The 15,370-nt window shown below is 33.4% G+C and carries 19 protein-coding genes and 1 pseudogene; all 20 read right to left on the bottom strand.

Annotation, left to right across the window (positions count from 1 at the left end):
- Window positions 1–76: 76 nt before the first annotated feature.
- Window positions 77–1,132: an ArdC-like ssDNA-binding domain-containing protein gene (locus BTHERMOSOX_RS11775; protein ID WP_249360619.1), complete on the bottom strand. Its 1,056-nt coding sequence runs from the start codon at window positions 1,130–1,132 to the stop codon at window positions 77–79.
- Window positions 1,125–1,430, bottom strand: a complete 306-nt coding sequence (locus BTHERMOSOX_RS06015) for a hypothetical protein (RefSeq protein ID WP_138120212.1) — start codon at window positions 1,428–1,430, stop codon at window positions 1,125–1,127. Before BTHERMOSOX_RS06015 ends, BTHERMOSOX_RS11775 begins: the two co-directional genes overlap by 8 nt.
- A complete protein-coding gene (locus BTHERMOSOX_RS06010; RefSeq protein ID WP_138120211.1) occupies window positions 1,420–2,490 on the bottom strand; it encodes an LPD7 domain-containing protein in 1,071 nt (356 codons plus the stop codon). The genes BTHERMOSOX_RS06015 and BTHERMOSOX_RS06010 overlap by 11 nt, the downstream gene beginning before the upstream one ends.
- 17 nt (window positions 2,491–2,507) lie before the next feature.
- On the bottom strand, window positions 2,508–4,415 hold the full coding sequence (locus BTHERMOSOX_RS06005) for a type IV secretory system conjugative DNA transfer family protein (protein ID WP_138120210.1): 1,908 nt from the start codon (window positions 4,413–4,415) through the stop codon (window positions 2,508–2,510).
- A complete protein-coding gene (gene virB11, locus BTHERMOSOX_RS06000; RefSeq protein WP_138120209.1) occupies window positions 4,399–5,445 on the bottom strand; it encodes a P-type DNA transfer ATPase VirB11 in 1,047 nt (348 codons plus the stop codon). Before virB11 ends, BTHERMOSOX_RS06005 begins: the two co-directional genes overlap by 17 nt.
- Window positions 5,423–6,550, bottom strand: a complete 1,128-nt coding sequence (virB10, locus tag BTHERMOSOX_RS05995) for a type IV secretion system protein VirB10 (protein ID WP_138120208.1) — start codon at window positions 6,548–6,550, stop codon at window positions 5,423–5,425. Before virB10 ends, virB11 begins: the two co-directional genes overlap by 23 nt.
- Complete coding sequence (virB9, locus tag BTHERMOSOX_RS05990) at window positions 6,547–7,398, bottom strand: P-type conjugative transfer protein VirB9 (RefSeq protein WP_138120207.1); 852 nt, start codon at window positions 7,396–7,398, stop codon at window positions 6,547–6,549. Before virB9 ends, virB10 begins: the two co-directional genes overlap by 4 nt.
- Window positions 7,391–8,122, bottom strand: a complete 732-nt coding sequence (locus BTHERMOSOX_RS05985; RefSeq protein WP_138120206.1) for a VirB8 family type IV secretion system protein — start codon at window positions 8,120–8,122, stop codon at window positions 7,391–7,393. Before BTHERMOSOX_RS05985 ends, virB9 begins: the two co-directional genes overlap by 8 nt.
- Window positions 8,112–8,258, bottom strand: a complete 147-nt coding sequence (locus tag BTHERMOSOX_RS05980) for a hypothetical protein (protein ID WP_171004666.1) — start codon at window positions 8,256–8,258, stop codon at window positions 8,112–8,114. The genes BTHERMOSOX_RS05985 and BTHERMOSOX_RS05980 overlap by 11 nt, the downstream gene beginning before the upstream one ends.
- Before the next feature lie 98 nt (window positions 8,259–8,356).
- Window positions 8,357–9,352, bottom strand: a complete 996-nt coding sequence (locus BTHERMOSOX_RS05975) for a TrbL/VirB6 family protein (protein WP_138120205.1) — start codon at window positions 9,350–9,352, stop codon at window positions 8,357–8,359.
- Window positions 9,353–9,361: 9 nt separating this feature from the next.
- Window positions 9,362–9,589: an EexN family lipoprotein gene (locus BTHERMOSOX_RS05970; protein WP_138120204.1), complete on the bottom strand. Its 228-nt coding sequence runs from the start codon at window positions 9,587–9,589 to the stop codon at window positions 9,362–9,364.
- 7 nt (window positions 9,590–9,596) lie between these two features.
- The gene (locus BTHERMOSOX_RS05965) at window positions 9,597–10,244 is read right to left on the bottom strand and encodes a type IV secretion system protein (RefSeq protein WP_138120203.1); all 648 of its coding nucleotides are present in this window, start codon (window positions 10,242–10,244) and stop codon (window positions 9,597–9,599) included.
- Window positions 10,245–12,650 (bottom strand): VirB4 family type IV secretion/conjugal transfer ATPase, encoded by a 2,406-nt coding sequence (locus tag BTHERMOSOX_RS05960; protein ID WP_171004664.1) that lies wholly within the window; start codon window positions 12,648–12,650, stop codon window positions 10,245–10,247.
- Between the two features lie 30 nt (window positions 12,651–12,680).
- The gene (locus BTHERMOSOX_RS05955) at window positions 12,681–12,980 is read right to left on the bottom strand and encodes a VirB3 family type IV secretion system protein (protein ID WP_138120201.1); all 300 of its coding nucleotides are present in this window, start codon (window positions 12,978–12,980) and stop codon (window positions 12,681–12,683) included.
- Window positions 12,980–13,285: a TrbC/VirB2 family protein gene (locus tag BTHERMOSOX_RS05950; protein ID WP_138120200.1), complete on the bottom strand. Its 306-nt coding sequence runs from the start codon at window positions 13,283–13,285 to the stop codon at window positions 12,980–12,982. Before BTHERMOSOX_RS05950 ends, BTHERMOSOX_RS05955 begins: the two co-directional genes overlap by 1 nt.
- On the bottom strand, window positions 13,269–13,544 hold the full coding sequence (locus BTHERMOSOX_RS05945) for a hypothetical protein (RefSeq protein WP_138120199.1): 276 nt from the start codon (window positions 13,542–13,544) through the stop codon (window positions 13,269–13,271). Before BTHERMOSOX_RS05945 ends, BTHERMOSOX_RS05950 begins: the two co-directional genes overlap by 17 nt.
- A gap of 101 nt (window positions 13,545–13,645) precedes the next feature.
- Window positions 13,646–14,227 (bottom strand): tyrosine-type recombinase/integrase, encoded by a 582-nt coding sequence (locus BTHERMOSOX_RS05940; RefSeq protein WP_138120198.1) that lies wholly within the window; start codon window positions 14,225–14,227, stop codon window positions 13,646–13,648.
- A gap of 46 nt (window positions 14,228–14,273) precedes the next feature.
- Window positions 14,274–15,020, bottom strand: a complete 747-nt coding sequence (locus tag BTHERMOSOX_RS05935; RefSeq protein WP_138120197.1) for an AAA family ATPase — start codon at window positions 15,018–15,020, stop codon at window positions 14,274–14,276.
- On the bottom strand, window positions 15,007–15,213 hold the full coding sequence (locus BTHERMOSOX_RS05930) for a hypothetical protein (protein WP_138120196.1): 207 nt from the start codon (window positions 15,211–15,213) through the stop codon (window positions 15,007–15,009). Before BTHERMOSOX_RS05930 ends, BTHERMOSOX_RS05935 begins: the two co-directional genes overlap by 14 nt.
- Before the next feature lie 54 nt (window positions 15,214–15,267).
- Window positions 15,268–15,370 (bottom strand): annotated as a pseudogene (locus BTHERMOSOX_RS12060) (IS1 family transposase); the annotation flags it as partial.

Genomic DNA, 15,370 nt, shown 5'->3' with positions numbered 1-15,370 from the left:
CTTCAAGGTTTTGTGCGTAGTTGAGACGGACGCAGGGCGGCCAGGGCATCTCCCATTCGCTGCGTAGGCGAATGAATTATGGCGACAGGAGTCCCAAAATTTCGTGAGGTAGCATGGCGCGCCTGGTGATTTTAGTTACTTCCCTTTTTGGCAACCCTTCTATTTGTTCTGCGTTAAAAACAGATGCAGAAAAAACTTTAGGTCTATCCAATTTTACTTTTACTTTAATTTTATTACCATTGCCATCAAGAACAGGTTTATTATTTTCATCACGCTTAATTTTCTCTTCATCAAATTTATAATATTCAATGCGTGTTCCTTTTTCACCTTTTTTTACTTGTGCTTTAATAGATTGAGCTTGTTTATAAGTCATCCACCTTGGGTCTTCTCTACCTTGAGCTGCAAGATAGATCGAGTTAATACCTTTATATCTTGCGTTAGTAGTTGGGTTATGGGGCATAAGTCCAACACCTTCTTTCCAAGGCTTTTGCCAAGGCGCTGTACCCTGTTCTAGTTGTTCAATTATTTTTTTTGCTACTGTTTCATAATTATGCTCTTTTACAGTAGTTATTTGAAATTGAGACTGTTCTGATTCTGGGAAGGTTTTTTGTACTCGTGTTCCTTCCATTAATCCTTTTTCAATCAAACCAACAATATTGCTTAACTCTTTATAGCTAATATTATCTGAATTTATTTTAGCTCTAGGTGATGTTATTTGTTGAGGGGTTTCTGATATTTTTGCAAAAACCTCTTCTGCTTGTTCTAGTTTTGTTGAGTTTGGATATAACCAATCAACTTTGTTTTTTAGCTCTTTTATTTTTGGATCATCACTATTTGTAATTGCAGTGAGTAATTCTTTTTTTTCTTCGGGGCTAGTTGTGTTGATGCCAGCATGACCTATCAACTCATGTCGTAATGTTTTTTCAAGTCCAGAATTACTTTCTATATCATCGGTATTAACCAGAACTATTTTACTTTTTGGATAAAATGCACCTGAAAACTCCCCAACTTGATTAGCTTTAGCACCAAAAAATTCATTTTTAGTTCCAACTCTTATTTGAATATCACTTAATGATGGATATTTTTCTATAAAATTAAGAGATTTTTTTTTAGCCAAATTCTTATCAATCATTAATTTTACTCATGTAAATAGAAGCAGGAGGCTCCAAAATATCACCTTGGGATGCTAATTTTTCTGCATCTTGAATAATAATTTTAGGTTTTACTTTATGCTGTTTATTTTTGTTTATTTGATCTTTAAGATTAATCTCAAACCCATGAGAAGCAAGAGCATCTTCCATACTTATGCTGTTATCTTCTATAGCAGATAAGTATTTAGCTTCTTCTTCGGTTAGATCAACGGGAACAGAAGGATTATCTTGAATAGAGATTAATTTTTTTTTTAGTTGATTTATTTGACTAGATTTCATGACTTTCTTCCTGTTCTTTTTGTTGTTCATTAATCTTAACTGCTATATTTTGTTGGCCTTTTTCAAGATTATTTGCTATGTTATTTCGAACTTCATTTACAAATCGTTCTCTATCAACGTCACTGCTAAATTTATCCTGACTGAATTTTTCGGCTATTTTGATAGCAGAAACTTCATTAACTAAGTCTGGATGATCTTTTACAAGATCGTCAGGTTCTTGCGATTTATCTTTAATTAAATCTGCCTTAATTCCCAAAGTATTACTATGTGGAGCTATTTTTTTAGCAGAAAGTTTATCACTATCACTTAATTTTCTATCTTTAATTTTTGTTTCGTCATTAGCTATTTCATTAAGTTTATTAGCTGTTTTTTGATTAAGCTCTGCAAGGTCAGATTCGCTTGGCTTATATCCTTTAACTGTTACACCTCTTTGTGATGCTTCAAGCCATACATTATGTTTAAATTCTTTAGTACCTGTTACTTTTAGTTCCGTCCAATTTCTTTCTTCTGCAATAGATACTAAGGATTTTGCTATTTTTATATTACTTAGTTTAGCTTGTATTTTTTGTCCTTTATCAACAAAAGCTAAAGTATCAGGGGCATTTTTAAGAAAATATTTACCATTAATTTCATTATATTCATTAGCAATATTTTTAGGTACTACGTTAATGTTTTTTTTGTCTTTTATCTTAGATGGGGATTCAACTGAATTTTGCTCTTCATTAACAGCATTATTTACTTCTTCATCAAATTTTTTAGTTACTACAGTTTCATTACTAGCATAAATTTTACTTTTACTTTCTTGTTCACTTTTTTCTGTTCTTTTTAAATTTTCTTTTTGTAAAGAACTCGCTTTTTCTTCAAGTTGTAATTCTTCTTTTGACGGCTGTATAAAACCAGTGCTTTCAATAATATCTCGTAAAGGCATTTTTAAAGTTTTATTTTCATGGTGATTTATTAAATCAACATTTGTTTCATTTTTTTGTTCTCTAATTTCCCTATCAGTTAAAGTTCCTAATGGTTTTTTATTATCTTCTTTGTATTCATTTAGTTTTGACATTATTATTGTTTCCTTTTTTAGTTTGAAAATGTTGATAAGAATGATTCAGCAAGATCGCTCATTTCTTCATCTGAAATTTCTCCTTGTGGAATTTCAATACTTGAAAAATCACAACTAAAATCATCTAAGTCAAGGTTATCAATATTTTCAATATCTTTTAATGTGATAGGTCTTTCTACTAAAGAAGTTGTTTTATTATCAGGTAGATTAATAGGGCTAAATTCAATAGTTGAATTATTAGTATTGATTTTTATTTTTGGAACTTTAGGTGGTGTGAAATTTATTTTATCTCTTTGGTTGCCTCTGTGTTTGAATAAAGGGTCGCTATACCATTTTATTTTTTCACACTTAATTGGTGGCATATTCTCAAGAAGAATAATTTGCTGATTCTGTTTTAATTGCATAACCTCTTGGGGAAGCAATAAAGATCGTCCATGTTCACTAATGTTTTCAGAGCGCGAGGCCTTACCAAAAAAATCAGAAGGTCTTGATTTTCCTTTTGATTTATTAGATGTAGTCATTGTTCCTAATGTTTCAGATATTTCTTTGGCTACTTTTATATTTTTTGGAGCAAAAACAATATTTAAAGCATGGTTATCAATAAAAGATTCGGCATCATCATGTCCATAAACTGATCTAATTTGAGCTGGTGACTGGATAATAGGAAGTAGTCTAAGACCATAACCAGCAATATAGGCAATGCCTTTAGAGAGTATTGGTATTTTACCTATTGAGGTAAATTCATCCATTAGTAAAAGACATTTATGTTTTAATTCAGGGTTATGCTCAGGTAATTCTCTTGTATTCAAGTCTATTAATTGTTGAAAAAAAAGATTAATTAATGGGGCTAACCTTTCTAGGTCATCAGGGGAAATACCAATATAAATAGATATTTTATTTTTTCTAATATCCCTTAAATCAAAATCATTTCCAGAAGTAGCCGCATCAATAACGGGATTATAAAAAAGCTCAAGACTAGATATAAAACCTTTACGGATTGACCCTCTTGTTTTTTCAGGAGTATCTAAATATTCCCAAAGAGTTAAATAGCATTGTTCAGATAGAGGGCTATCTGATTTTTGTTTTTCATCAATAATTTTTGAAAGCCTTTTATCTCCCATTACTAACTGTCTTAACACTTCTCCCAATGTAACAGAGTATTCCATTTCAATTAAAAATAGAACTAAACCTAACCATAATGATCTTGAAGAAGACTGCCAGATAGGAGCTTCATGGGTGTTGGTTGGGAAAAACATTTGCCCTATTTTTTGAATATCATTAATTCTAAAAGAAGGGTCTGAGCTAATATAGTGGAGAGGGTTCCAGCGATGTGTTTTATAATCTCTAGGTGCTAAATTCAGCAAAAAACATTGCTGTCCATGTTTAGCTCTATAGCCAGCGGTTATATTCCAGTTTTCTTGTTTTATATCTAGAACAACCATACTGTCTTTCCACGCTAAACAATTAGGAATAACGGTACTGATACCTTTACCACTCCTTGTTGGAGCTGCTAGTAAAACATGAAGCGAATCAGGAAGAATTAGTAATTTATCGCTTAACCCAAAGAAACTACTGTATTTTCCAACAATAATACCATCTTCTGAAAATAGCCCTGACTTACTAATTTCATTAGTATTAGCCCAGCTTGCATCCCCAAAAAGTTTGCGATTATCTGAAGTATAAAAGAATAAAATAAACGGTACTGATAAAGTAAGAAAGCCAGCAAATAATGCTGTTGTTAAAAGCTCTTTAGTATGTGGGTCTTCACTATAGAAAACCCAGTAAGTATAGATAGTGAATATATCTGTATTTTGGGTATTTAATTTACCTAGAAAAAGAAAGACATATCCACTAATCCAAGCAAAACCAAGTATTAATAGAATAATTAATAAAAATAGAGTAACAATTTTAATCGACTTGAGCATTGAGTTTTTTTATCGGGTCAAAATAAACTTCTGTAATCCTTCTATTGCCTTTGATATTTTTTATTTGAACAATAATATCAACACACATATAAAGTAATTGCTTTATATCTTCACGACCTAGCGTATTACCCGCATTGGATTCTTTAATAAAAAGAACTAATTGTTCAAAAGCTAAACGGGTGCTATTTGCATGTAATGTTGTAATACTGCCAGGATGTCCACTATTAACATTTCTAAGATAATAAAAAGCTTCATCACCTCTAATTAATTCAGCAACAAAGATTCTATCAGGCTTCATTCTTAGACTACTTTCAAGAAGTTCTTGTTGTGTAATAGGAGAAACACCCTGTCCTCCCGCTGAATAAAAAAGGCTCGTACTATTTGGATGGGTTTCGTAAATCTTTAATTCATCCACATTTTCAATACTAATAAGCCTTTCATTTTCAGGTACAAGGTTAAGTAACGATTTACAGAATGTTGTTTTTCCTGATCCTGTTGAACCTGAAATAATAATGTTTTTTTGAGAAGAAACAGCCAATTTAAAAAAATTAACAAAATCTCTTTTTTTTAACAATGTTAAAAGGTCTTCGTCTTCTTTTAGCAAACCACTTTTATCAACTGAACAATCAGAGAAAAGACCTTGTTCATGATAATCATTTAGCGTAAAGCTAATACTTGATGGCTTTCTAATAGTAATACTTACTTGCCCTTGTAAAGTCACGGGAGGTATTACTATTTGTACTCTCTCACCATCGGGTAATGTTCCTGAAATAATAGGATGACGCTCATCTAAGCTTTGTTTCGTATAAGTTGCTGTTAGTTTTGCTATATTCATGCAAGCACGAAAACTTAACTCAGGTACAGAATGGTATTTCCAACCATTATAACTTTCAGTTAGTACTTCATAGGGTTTATTAATAACAATTTCTGTATTTTCAGAGTTATTTAAAAAAGGCTTGAGAATGTTTAAGTTCTCAAGCAAAGGTACAGAGTTTCTAAGGGGTAACTTAGTGGGTTGTTTTGAGTGCATAGACGCTCCTAAAATCTAAATCTCTGGCAACAATGATATTAATGTGATCACCTTGGTGTTTTATTAGTGTTGGAGGTATACCAATTGAATCTTTTAGAGCAATAGTTGCTGAATTTTCTGCCGCGTCACCTGTACTACCAAAACTAATATTATTATCACCGCTGGCTTGATTAGATAGAAAATTACCAACATCATCAATTAAACTTAACAAAATAGCACTACCAAAACGCTCCCAGAAATGGGTATCAATAAACCCAGAATGTCCAGAACGCCCTAATGCACCTGTTCCTGCTGAATCCAGCTTAACAATAACGCCTGTTGGGGTTTCTATTCTTGACCATAAAACAAATATTCGTGCTTTTCCTTTTTGCATTCCACTTTGATATTCACCGACAATTTTAGAGCCTCGTTCAATCAATAGAACTTTACCGCTGGTACTGTAAACATCCCTTGTTAATCTACAGCTTGTCATTCCTGCCAAGTCGGAGCTAATAGCTGTCTCTAACACACAATCAAGAAATGATCCTTTAGTAACAAACATATTTCTATCAATCAAAAGGGTTGCTCTTGATCCCTCTAAACGTGCAGGGGTTAATTTTGCATTCAGTCCGTCTGCTCTCTCTGCTTCTCCAAAATCACCTAATGCTAATTTAGCTTGAGCTTGTGCCGCTTCGAGGTCTGTTAATTGTGATCCTGAATGTGAAGTGTTAACTCTTCCATTTGATATAGATTTTACGAACATACCTTCTAAGCGTTTTCTTTCTTCTGGTGTCATCACCTTTTCACCATTGTTTATACTGGGTGGAGGTGGTGGAACCATTGTTGTGATAATTGGCTCAGGCATTACAGGAATAACTATTTTTGGAGGGGGAGGGGGGAGAGGAGCCGCACCTATTAAATTTCTAACTTCTTTATTCGGTGTAGATAAATTATTATTACTAGAATCTTCTGCTGAATCAAAGCCACCGTTAACTGCTATTAATGCAACTAGACCTAATAATATTGGAACAACTTTATTCATTAAACCTGATGATTCACGAGTAATAGAAGGTAGTCCTCTATCAGCATCTTCTTCATTCAGAAATGATTCATCATGATTGTTCATCGTTTTCCCTTAATTACACGTTTTACATTTTTAATTGTTGTTGCATTTTTATTACTTATTGTTTGCCTTCTTTTATAGCCTTTATTAAAAACACAAACAACATGTCGTCCAAGCCTTAAAACAAAATGACCTGCTAGTTTATGAACAACAATTGTATTTTTATGATTAGGATCAATATGAGAATTAACTAAGCTTTCTAATTCAACATCATCTGTATCTTCCTCTAAATTTTCTGGTTTATTGCTAATATAAATAGCTGGCATATCTTTGTTGCTATCAAAGCTGAAATAAGTAAATCTACCGTCATCATAAGCGATATTAGGTGTGATTTTTTTACTACCTTTCGCCCAAAAATCCCAGTTTTTAGCTAATCCTTCTCTATCTCCTTTTTCAAGTTTTTCTCTCAGTTTTTGAGCATCTGAGAGTGCTTTAGCTTTGTGTAATTCATCTTCTGGATAGCGGAACTTTATTTGAAACATCATGTCATTTGACTTAGCCCCTCTTCTTGACTTGTGAGCATATAAAACAAAATTATATGTTCTACGATTGGTTAAAACAGTCATGTTTGTAAGTGCTTTATTTCCTATAGCTTTAATAAAAAGGTGGTTGTCAATTGGGCCTACATCCCATGCTTTTTTATCACCTAATGCTATGTTCGTAATTGTTTCGTTGGTGTTAAACTCAACATGTGTTGAGTAGCCGTAATGACTAACAAGTTTAACAACCTCATCACTTTTATAGTCTACAAACCTAATTCTTTTATCGTGTTTACCACGGTGTGGAATCTCTATAGAAAAGGCTTGACCAGAAAAAATAAAGGCCATTATAAAAATAATTATTTTACCCATTTGGAGCCTCCTGATCGTTGCGAAAAGAAATAACTTGAAAGCCTAAAGGGTTAATAATTCTATCTTCCACCGCCATGGGTGTAGACCTATAAACAAAAGTTATAGTTGAAGCCCAATAAGTTAAAGGGCTTAATTCACCCTCTTTTTCAACCTGTTTGGTATATCTAACTAATGCTGTAACACGCTTTTCTTCTTTATAAGTTTCAGTATTTATAAAACTAATTAAAGGTGTCCCTATTTTTACCTCTGCTGATCTCTCATAAACTAAAACAGGAGCATTAGCGTTCTTATTTGGGTCTGTATAGTCTGCGTATTCAAGCTGAATATCTATTGATGATAAAAGAGCTGTTATTTTTCTATCAAGATCGCTAGTATTAAAATGATAACCTTCTCGATGCTCTATATATTTTGCAAGAAAATATTTATCAAGCAATTCTTGAGCACCTTCTTTTATAGTTCCATCCGTTTCAGCAAGGACGGATATTACATCAACATACCCAGTGTTGTTATCCACCCGAATAACAAAAGGTTCTATTGATTTTAAAGGAGTTAAAGCTACGACAGCTACGACAGAAACTAGCGCAATAATAGATGCCCCAGTTGCAACCCACCAAGCACGTCTTTCAGATTTTTTTAAATTATGATTAAGGTTTATATCCCATTCTTTGACTTCTTCAAAATAGTTACTTTTGATTTTGTCTTCTTTGTTCTCGCTATTCTTCATCTATTTCAACCATTCCTTTATTAATTGGACGAATGACATCATTTATTTCTGAACAGTGTTTAGCTTGCGGTGTAGCACAACCATACATCATAGAAAAACAGAGATAAATAAAAAGTAATTTAATTAATTTGCTCATAAAGTATTAATCCTATAAAATTATCATTATACTATATATTGATTTTATTAAGGGGGAAAAAAACTCATGTAAATATAAATATTACATGAGTTTTTAAGTTAATTAGAAATGGTGTTTTTTCTAAAAGTCCGTTGATAAGCATGTTTAGTTGCATTTACACCTAAATTTGCCGCCTTTGTAGTTAATCTATTACCTTGATTAAGAGCGTTTTTTGTATTTCTAAAGTGGCGTGGTAGTCTGTCCACTGTATTTGCAGCACCTTTAATTTTATCAACCATTCCTCTCATTGCACCTTGAGCAGATAGAGCAAATCCTCCACCAAGAGCTGCTGCAATGCCTGGTATTTGTTTAACAAAAAATATCATCATTGAAAACAATAAGAAAAAAGCAAAAGCATCGGACATAGTAGGGTTTACTCTTCCTGTGGCAAAATTGTTTGCAATTGTTAAAAATGTTGACCCAAGAGAAGCCGCTATTATTAATATAAATGCGGAATTCATTATAATTCCTATCCAAGAGTCAAAAAATCTTTGTGTCGATTGAAATAAAGTTGAGATAATGAATAATGGACCGATTGCTAAAAGTAGAGTCATACTTACTTTACTCATTAATATTAGAGATGCTAAAAGAATGATTAAAACCCCACCAAAGCCAAATATTAATAAAGCTATAATTAGCTGACTAAGATTAGATAACCCCCCTCTGTTCCAAGCATTTATGCCACTATTAAATATTTTCGTAGTAGCATCATCTAATGTTGCTGTAATCCCTGCTGTTGGTGCTCCTATTATTGCTGATGCAATAGTTTCAGGGGCTTGCTGTAAAAAAGTCACAATCACTGCATTATATTGAGCAGAGGTTAGCCCCAGCATAATAATAAAAGTTATTCTTAACATTCGGAAAAAGCTATCTTGCAATAGGCCTTCAATTCGTCCCATCATAGCCATATAACCCCATATAGTAATCCAGATTATGAACATACTATTAAATATGGGGGTTAATAAGGCAATAAGATTGCTACTACCATTTGCTACGTGGTTTATTAATGCTGTATCAACAGTAGTAAACATATCCTGAAAAAGAGTGGAAGCCATTTTTATTCTCTATAGATGTAAGTCACTAGATGTTCCGCTTGTGCTTTTATTTAATGCCATATAAGCATTTTTACAATTGGGCGTTTCACCTAATTCGCCCACGTTGTTATCACATTTTGTTAGGGTTTCGTTCATTAATGTTTTGTTTTTTAGAAAAAAATCAACGGTATGAGTTTCTTCTGTTTCAAAACAGCCTGATAAACTAATTAGTATCGTAATTATTAAAATATTTTTCATAATAGATTTATAAGTGAAGATCGTTAGAGGTTCCAGAAAATTGCAAATGCATTTGTTCGCGTTTACGTTGCATCATTGTTGCATTAGCTTCATTTTGTGCGCGTAGCGCAGCAAGTTTAATTATTTCATTTTGTAGCATTGCGCTTTCAGCTCCAATTCTTGCCTGAAGGTCTAAAATGTCTTTCTGTTCTGGGGCATTATTTACTTTAGCAACAAGTTTCATAATCTCAGAAAATCTTGTTTGAGATTGTTGGAGTGTTTTTCCTGTTTGTCCTAAGTATTTAGCTGAAAGATTGTTGGCGGCATCATATAAAGCTCCAGTTGCTCCTGCAACACCTAGTGTACTTGCGTTTGATAGACCATTACTAGATAGAATGCTATTTGTATTTACTGCCATACTAGGGTCGTAAGCACTAGAAAGGACTCCTCCCATACCTCTAGCACCCTTCATGCTATTAAGTGTATCTGATGCTGTTGATAGTTGATCTTTTGCTGTATTAACTTGTTCTACCAAGCTGTTTACCTGTTTTACAGCATTAGTAACCTGTAATATTGCTTGGACAAGGTTTGTCGCGTCAATTGTTGGAATACCCGCATTACTGTGCGTGGTAACACTTGCTATACTTAGTAGAAATATAACTTTTAATAGATTCATTTATACTCTCCTTTCGTGAAAAATGGGAACCCAGTTATCAGGGTTATTACCAACTTCATTAATGATTCCTGACACTAATAAAACATTTTCTGTTGTACCTGAGATAATTGCCAGTTCATCATCAAAACCTTTTAAATTTAATTCTGCTACAACGCTTTCATTACCTTTTTTAATTAAGAATTTTCTTGAGCTTGGAAGTAATTCTTTTTTAATTAAATCAAACTCTCTTTTTGTTAAATGGAAGCCATCAACATAATCTTTTTCTCTTGCTTTAGGGTTTGGCATAAAGATAAAGGTTGAACATTGTTCTATTAATGCGGGGGCAATCGGAGACTTTAAAACGTCTGATGCTGATTGAGTACCATAGACCATAATTCCGTTTTGTTTACGGATAACTTTTTGTTTATTCAGTGCAAAATCTTCAAAATATTTATCTAAGAGTAATTTCCAAAATTCATCTAAAAATATTTGTAATGGTTTTCCATCGACTAATTCTTCTATTCTATGAAATAGGTACATTACAACGGGGGTTCTAATTTCATCATCATCAATAAAATCTGTTACATCAAAACCAAAAGATTTACTTTTACTAAATGAAAGTTCATCGGTATCATTATCAAATACCCAGCTTAATGAGCTGTCATAGCACCATTTTTGTAATCTTTCATAAGCTCCTGTTTCAGATTTAGGGTCAAGATAATCAAGACAGGCTGATAATTTTCTCGAAGGTTTTGATAGGGTCATTACCCCTCTTACTGCAAAATCAATTTCTTTTTCATCTATATTAGATATTTCACCTTTGCAGAGTTTTTTAACGAGCGAAACGAGGAAATGGATATTACTTTCAGAGTCATCTAATTGAAAAGGGTTAAATCCTGTATTTTTTCCTTTTTCCAACGGGAGATAAACACCACCTTTTGCTCGTATAAAAATCTCTAATCCTCGGTCTTTATCAAAAACCACTTGAGTAGGGTTGTACTTTTGACTTTGAGACATCAAAAAACCTTGAACAACTGTTTTACCTGTTCCAGATGGCCCTATAATCAAAGTGTTACCTAATGCTTTTTGTCCGCTTGTATCTTTGTTTTTAGATTCAATACCCTCTCTTTTAATAACTTCTTTTCTGCTATCAAGAGCTTCATGAAAATTAAAATAATAAGGTGCGCCTGATGTTGTTTTAAACATAGTGACAGCATCACCCCATTGATTCCCGTCTATATGACCTGTTGGGTAATTGTGGAATGATGAAAAGCCAGCAAAGTTTTTTGAGCTGATTAAAGCGGGTCTGGGACGAAATTCTGTATTAGCTGGGAGTTGTGCCCAAAATGCGGCTGTCAATGCTAAATCTTCTCTGGCGACAACGATACCACTATCAGCTAGTTCAGCTTGTGCTGCTGCTAAATTTTTTCTTAATTGATCTGGTTTATCAGCAAAAATAGTTAGATTTAGATGATGATGTCCAAAGACAATACGGCCTGAAACTACATCATCTAAAGCATCACTGATTTCATCAATTTGACTAGTTGCTAAATCGCCATCTTGTATCATTGTTCTTTGATTTTTACTTAAAAGACTAATCGCTACAGGGCGAGATATAAACGCGAAAGACTGGCTTAAAACAAAAGAAAATGGAGCTGATAACAAAGAATTTACTATACCTGCATCGGTTTCTTCTGGGTATTCTAAAACTCCCAATATTGCACCTAGCCTTTTTTCAGAAACGGTTCTTACTTCAAATGCTTCCGATCCAAAAAATACTCTTGATCTTACTAAGGTTGTATAAATAGGTGCATGTGGTAAATACCTAGGAATCCAAGTGCCATTTAAAAGGTAATCAAAAAATTCTAATGCTTCAGAACAAAGCTTATCATTTCTAGTGTAAACACCTAGCATTCTCGGTTTATAAATCGCTAAAGAACTTAAAATATAAGAGGTAATATCTGTAAAGTTTTCAAGATGTTCATTTTGCCTTAAAGTGCTATTTTCTACACTTTCTAGCTTGGAAAAAATGCTTGATACTTTACTTGCTTCTGGCCTGTAAACAATGGATAAATAAAGTTCGTTAATGAATGTTTTTGAGCTTTGAGTTGACTCTCTGTACTTTTCATTTAGTTTTTTATCAAAATCTTGTTTAAAATTCCCTTTGGGAAATTGCTTTATTTCTCGCCTAACTGTGTTTGTCCAAATACATATATTTGGTTTAGCAATGTTTTTAAGTAAATTATTAAGTTGATCTTTCCAGAGTGTAATATCCTCAGCATCTGCCGCTTCATGTGCAACACCTTCAAGTTTAATAATTCTAACTAAATCGCGTGATTTGCATTTTATTGTTATGTCGTCAATCTGTGCAGAATATGGAATATAGTTAGACGCTGGATTTTCCCAACGTAAGGAGTCTTTATCCATTCCTTGTATATGTTCAGCTGAGGAAACCATTTAGATACCTCTTCGTCGGGTTGGAGTAAAAATAGAAGCCGTTCCAGAAAAATATTTTTTTCTGAATGTTGATTGTCCTTTAGTTTTAAGCCATAACCATAATAAGTAAAATGTATTAGGGTCTTTAAGACATATTAAATAAACGGGAATATATAAAACAGGAAAAATAGTAATAGACCAAAGGCTTTTCCATCCAACAAAAATGATGGATGAAAAAACCATTAGAAACTTAAATGCATCGGATGGAATCCCCAATACAATTGAGGGTCTGGTTAATCCTACAAATAAGGGATCACTCATTACAAGCTGCCAGTTATAAGAGCTACAATTCTTGCACCGCCAAAAACAAGAATGATACCCACAATGAAACGGAGAACAATATCACCTGCTAAACGTCCTGCAAATGCCATATAACCTAGCACTGTAATTGCTACGATAGCAACACTGGTTGCCAAGGTTGAGTTTAATAAATCCCTTAACCAATTTAAACCATTTAGGATTGGGTTTGATGCTGCAAATGCCACTTCAGGCATAAGAGCTAGAGCAAAAAGTGATGTTAAGAGAAAAATATTTGGTTTGTTTGTTTTACTAGTGTTTTTTTTCATATTTAATTTCTTTTTTTAGTTTTAATAAAATGTTATCTATGGGTTCGTAAAAACTTCTAATATGATTTGTTAGTCTATCTAAACTTACCCATGTTCTGGATTCCCCTCTCTGAGTTTTTAAGAAATATTTTGTATCTGTGTTTTTAAGAGTAAAAAATATTTCATAGTGACCATTAGTTAGTTGTTGAATTGTTATGCGCTCTAATAGTTTTCTTTTTGAGAAGTAGATTAATTCTTTTTCTGATAAAGGTTGTTTCATACTACCTATGCGGTTGTTTTTTTGCATTGGTATTGTATATCACATGAAGGTGTGAGTTACATCGCTATTTGAGCTAATATATCTACCAATAAATGAACTCATTAAAAATGTTTCCAAAGCAGTTCAAGGCTTTTATCTTCATCTTGTTGAAAGGCTTCCAAATAACTAACAGTTAAGTCACTACTTTTATGCCCCATCCATTTTTGAATACGCTCAATCGGTATGGGTGGCGTTACCTCCAAACATGATATAGCAAAGCTATGACGTAACCCTGTTGGAGTCGCTTGTTTTCCATGAATACCCGATTTATTCATTACATCTTTTATTAATCGCCACCCTTTTGTTCTAGAAAACGATAGCTGTGGATCTTGCATAAATCCGTTTCTTGGTTTTAAATAAATGGCTAATTCGATACTAAAAGCAGGTGGTATGGGAACATATCGTTCAGATAGCATTTTCCCCTTATAACCTAACAATATACTGCTTTTTTGTTCATTAATATGTTCTGGCAAAAATGCTACTGCTTCGTTTATTTTGCACCCTGTGTAATATAGTAATCTGCAAAAAAGTCTCTGTTGAGTGCTCAGTGTATGTATTGTTTCCCTGAATTTGTGTCTCTCATCCGTAGTGAGAAATAAACGCTGTCCATCTTCAAATAACTTTATATTACTACCTGCAAACATTTTAATTAACACCCACAACCAAACATTGTCTAGCTGAATCAACTACTTATTTAGTAATCGAGCTGAGAGTGTTTACCTTCATGATACGTTGTATTTGTGAGAATAAACGGTTAACTAACCTAAAATTTCCAGCAGTCACTCGGATTACGCTAGCCATTGCTTCTTTGTCAGTAAAATCTTCAAGGCTCAGTGATAACCCCAATTTTTCCCAATGGTGTTGTAAAACAAACTCCATTTCTTCTTCTGACAAGGGATTATAAGGATGGGAGAATCCAACTCTTGAATAAAATTGGGGGTAGCGAGACATCTTTTTCTCAATACCTGGCATCCCGATAACAATAAGACCAAAATTTCCTTGGTCGTAACGATCCCGCAAATGTTCTAGGCTGGATAACGTCAAACGATCAGCTTCATCTACAATAACCAGTTCGCAACTATTTTCTTCGCCCATTTCATTTTCTTTAAACTTATTACTGTAATAGACGGCAGCTCTGAGCTTGAAAAATCCGTCATTTAAGTTATCGTCAATTTTTTTAGGTGTATTAGAGACTGGTGCGGTATAAAATACTGTTTTCCGATCAGCTAATTCAGGCCAGTATTTTGAACTTTCAGAAAATGGGTCAATTGCTTCAATTTCATTCCATTTTGAATAATGCCTAGCAGACAGTGTCTTTCCTACACCAGGTGGCCCAAAGCAAATACCAATATACTTATCTCGCTTACATGCCTCACAAAATTCCTCAAAAAATCGATACTCTTTAGTCACCAAAAAGTCAGTATTATTCGTTTTCATAAAGTTTTAATTTTGGCTTTTTTGTAATCTGTACACATGGAAGTGTATTTTTTTTTAAAATAACACGAGGTGCTGGTTTATCTAATAATTGTTCGACCAGTGATTTTCTCTGGTTGATTGTATTACGTAGCTCTGCCTTTCTTTTTTTTCTCGCTTTCTGTAATTCAGCAAGACTAACACTTTCTTCAGACAACTCAGGACAAATAGCATTACACAAGAACTTATCGGTAGTGGGTTAAATCTGTTATTAGGCATGAATATCTCGTCCAAATTCGACTTTATTAATTAACAGCCCAATGACAATATCGTGCATTTGTTCTATTTTTGAAAAACAGATTGTTCGACGAGTT

The organism is Bathymodiolus heckerae thiotrophic gill symbiont (genome assembly GCF_900128515.1).
In the GTDB taxonomy this organism is placed as follows: domain Bacteria; phylum Pseudomonadota; class Gammaproteobacteria; order PS1; family Pseudothioglobaceae; genus Thioglobus_A.
The sequence above is the reverse complement of the archived record's forward strand: the minus strand, read 5'-3'. Positions and strand labels throughout refer to the sequence as shown.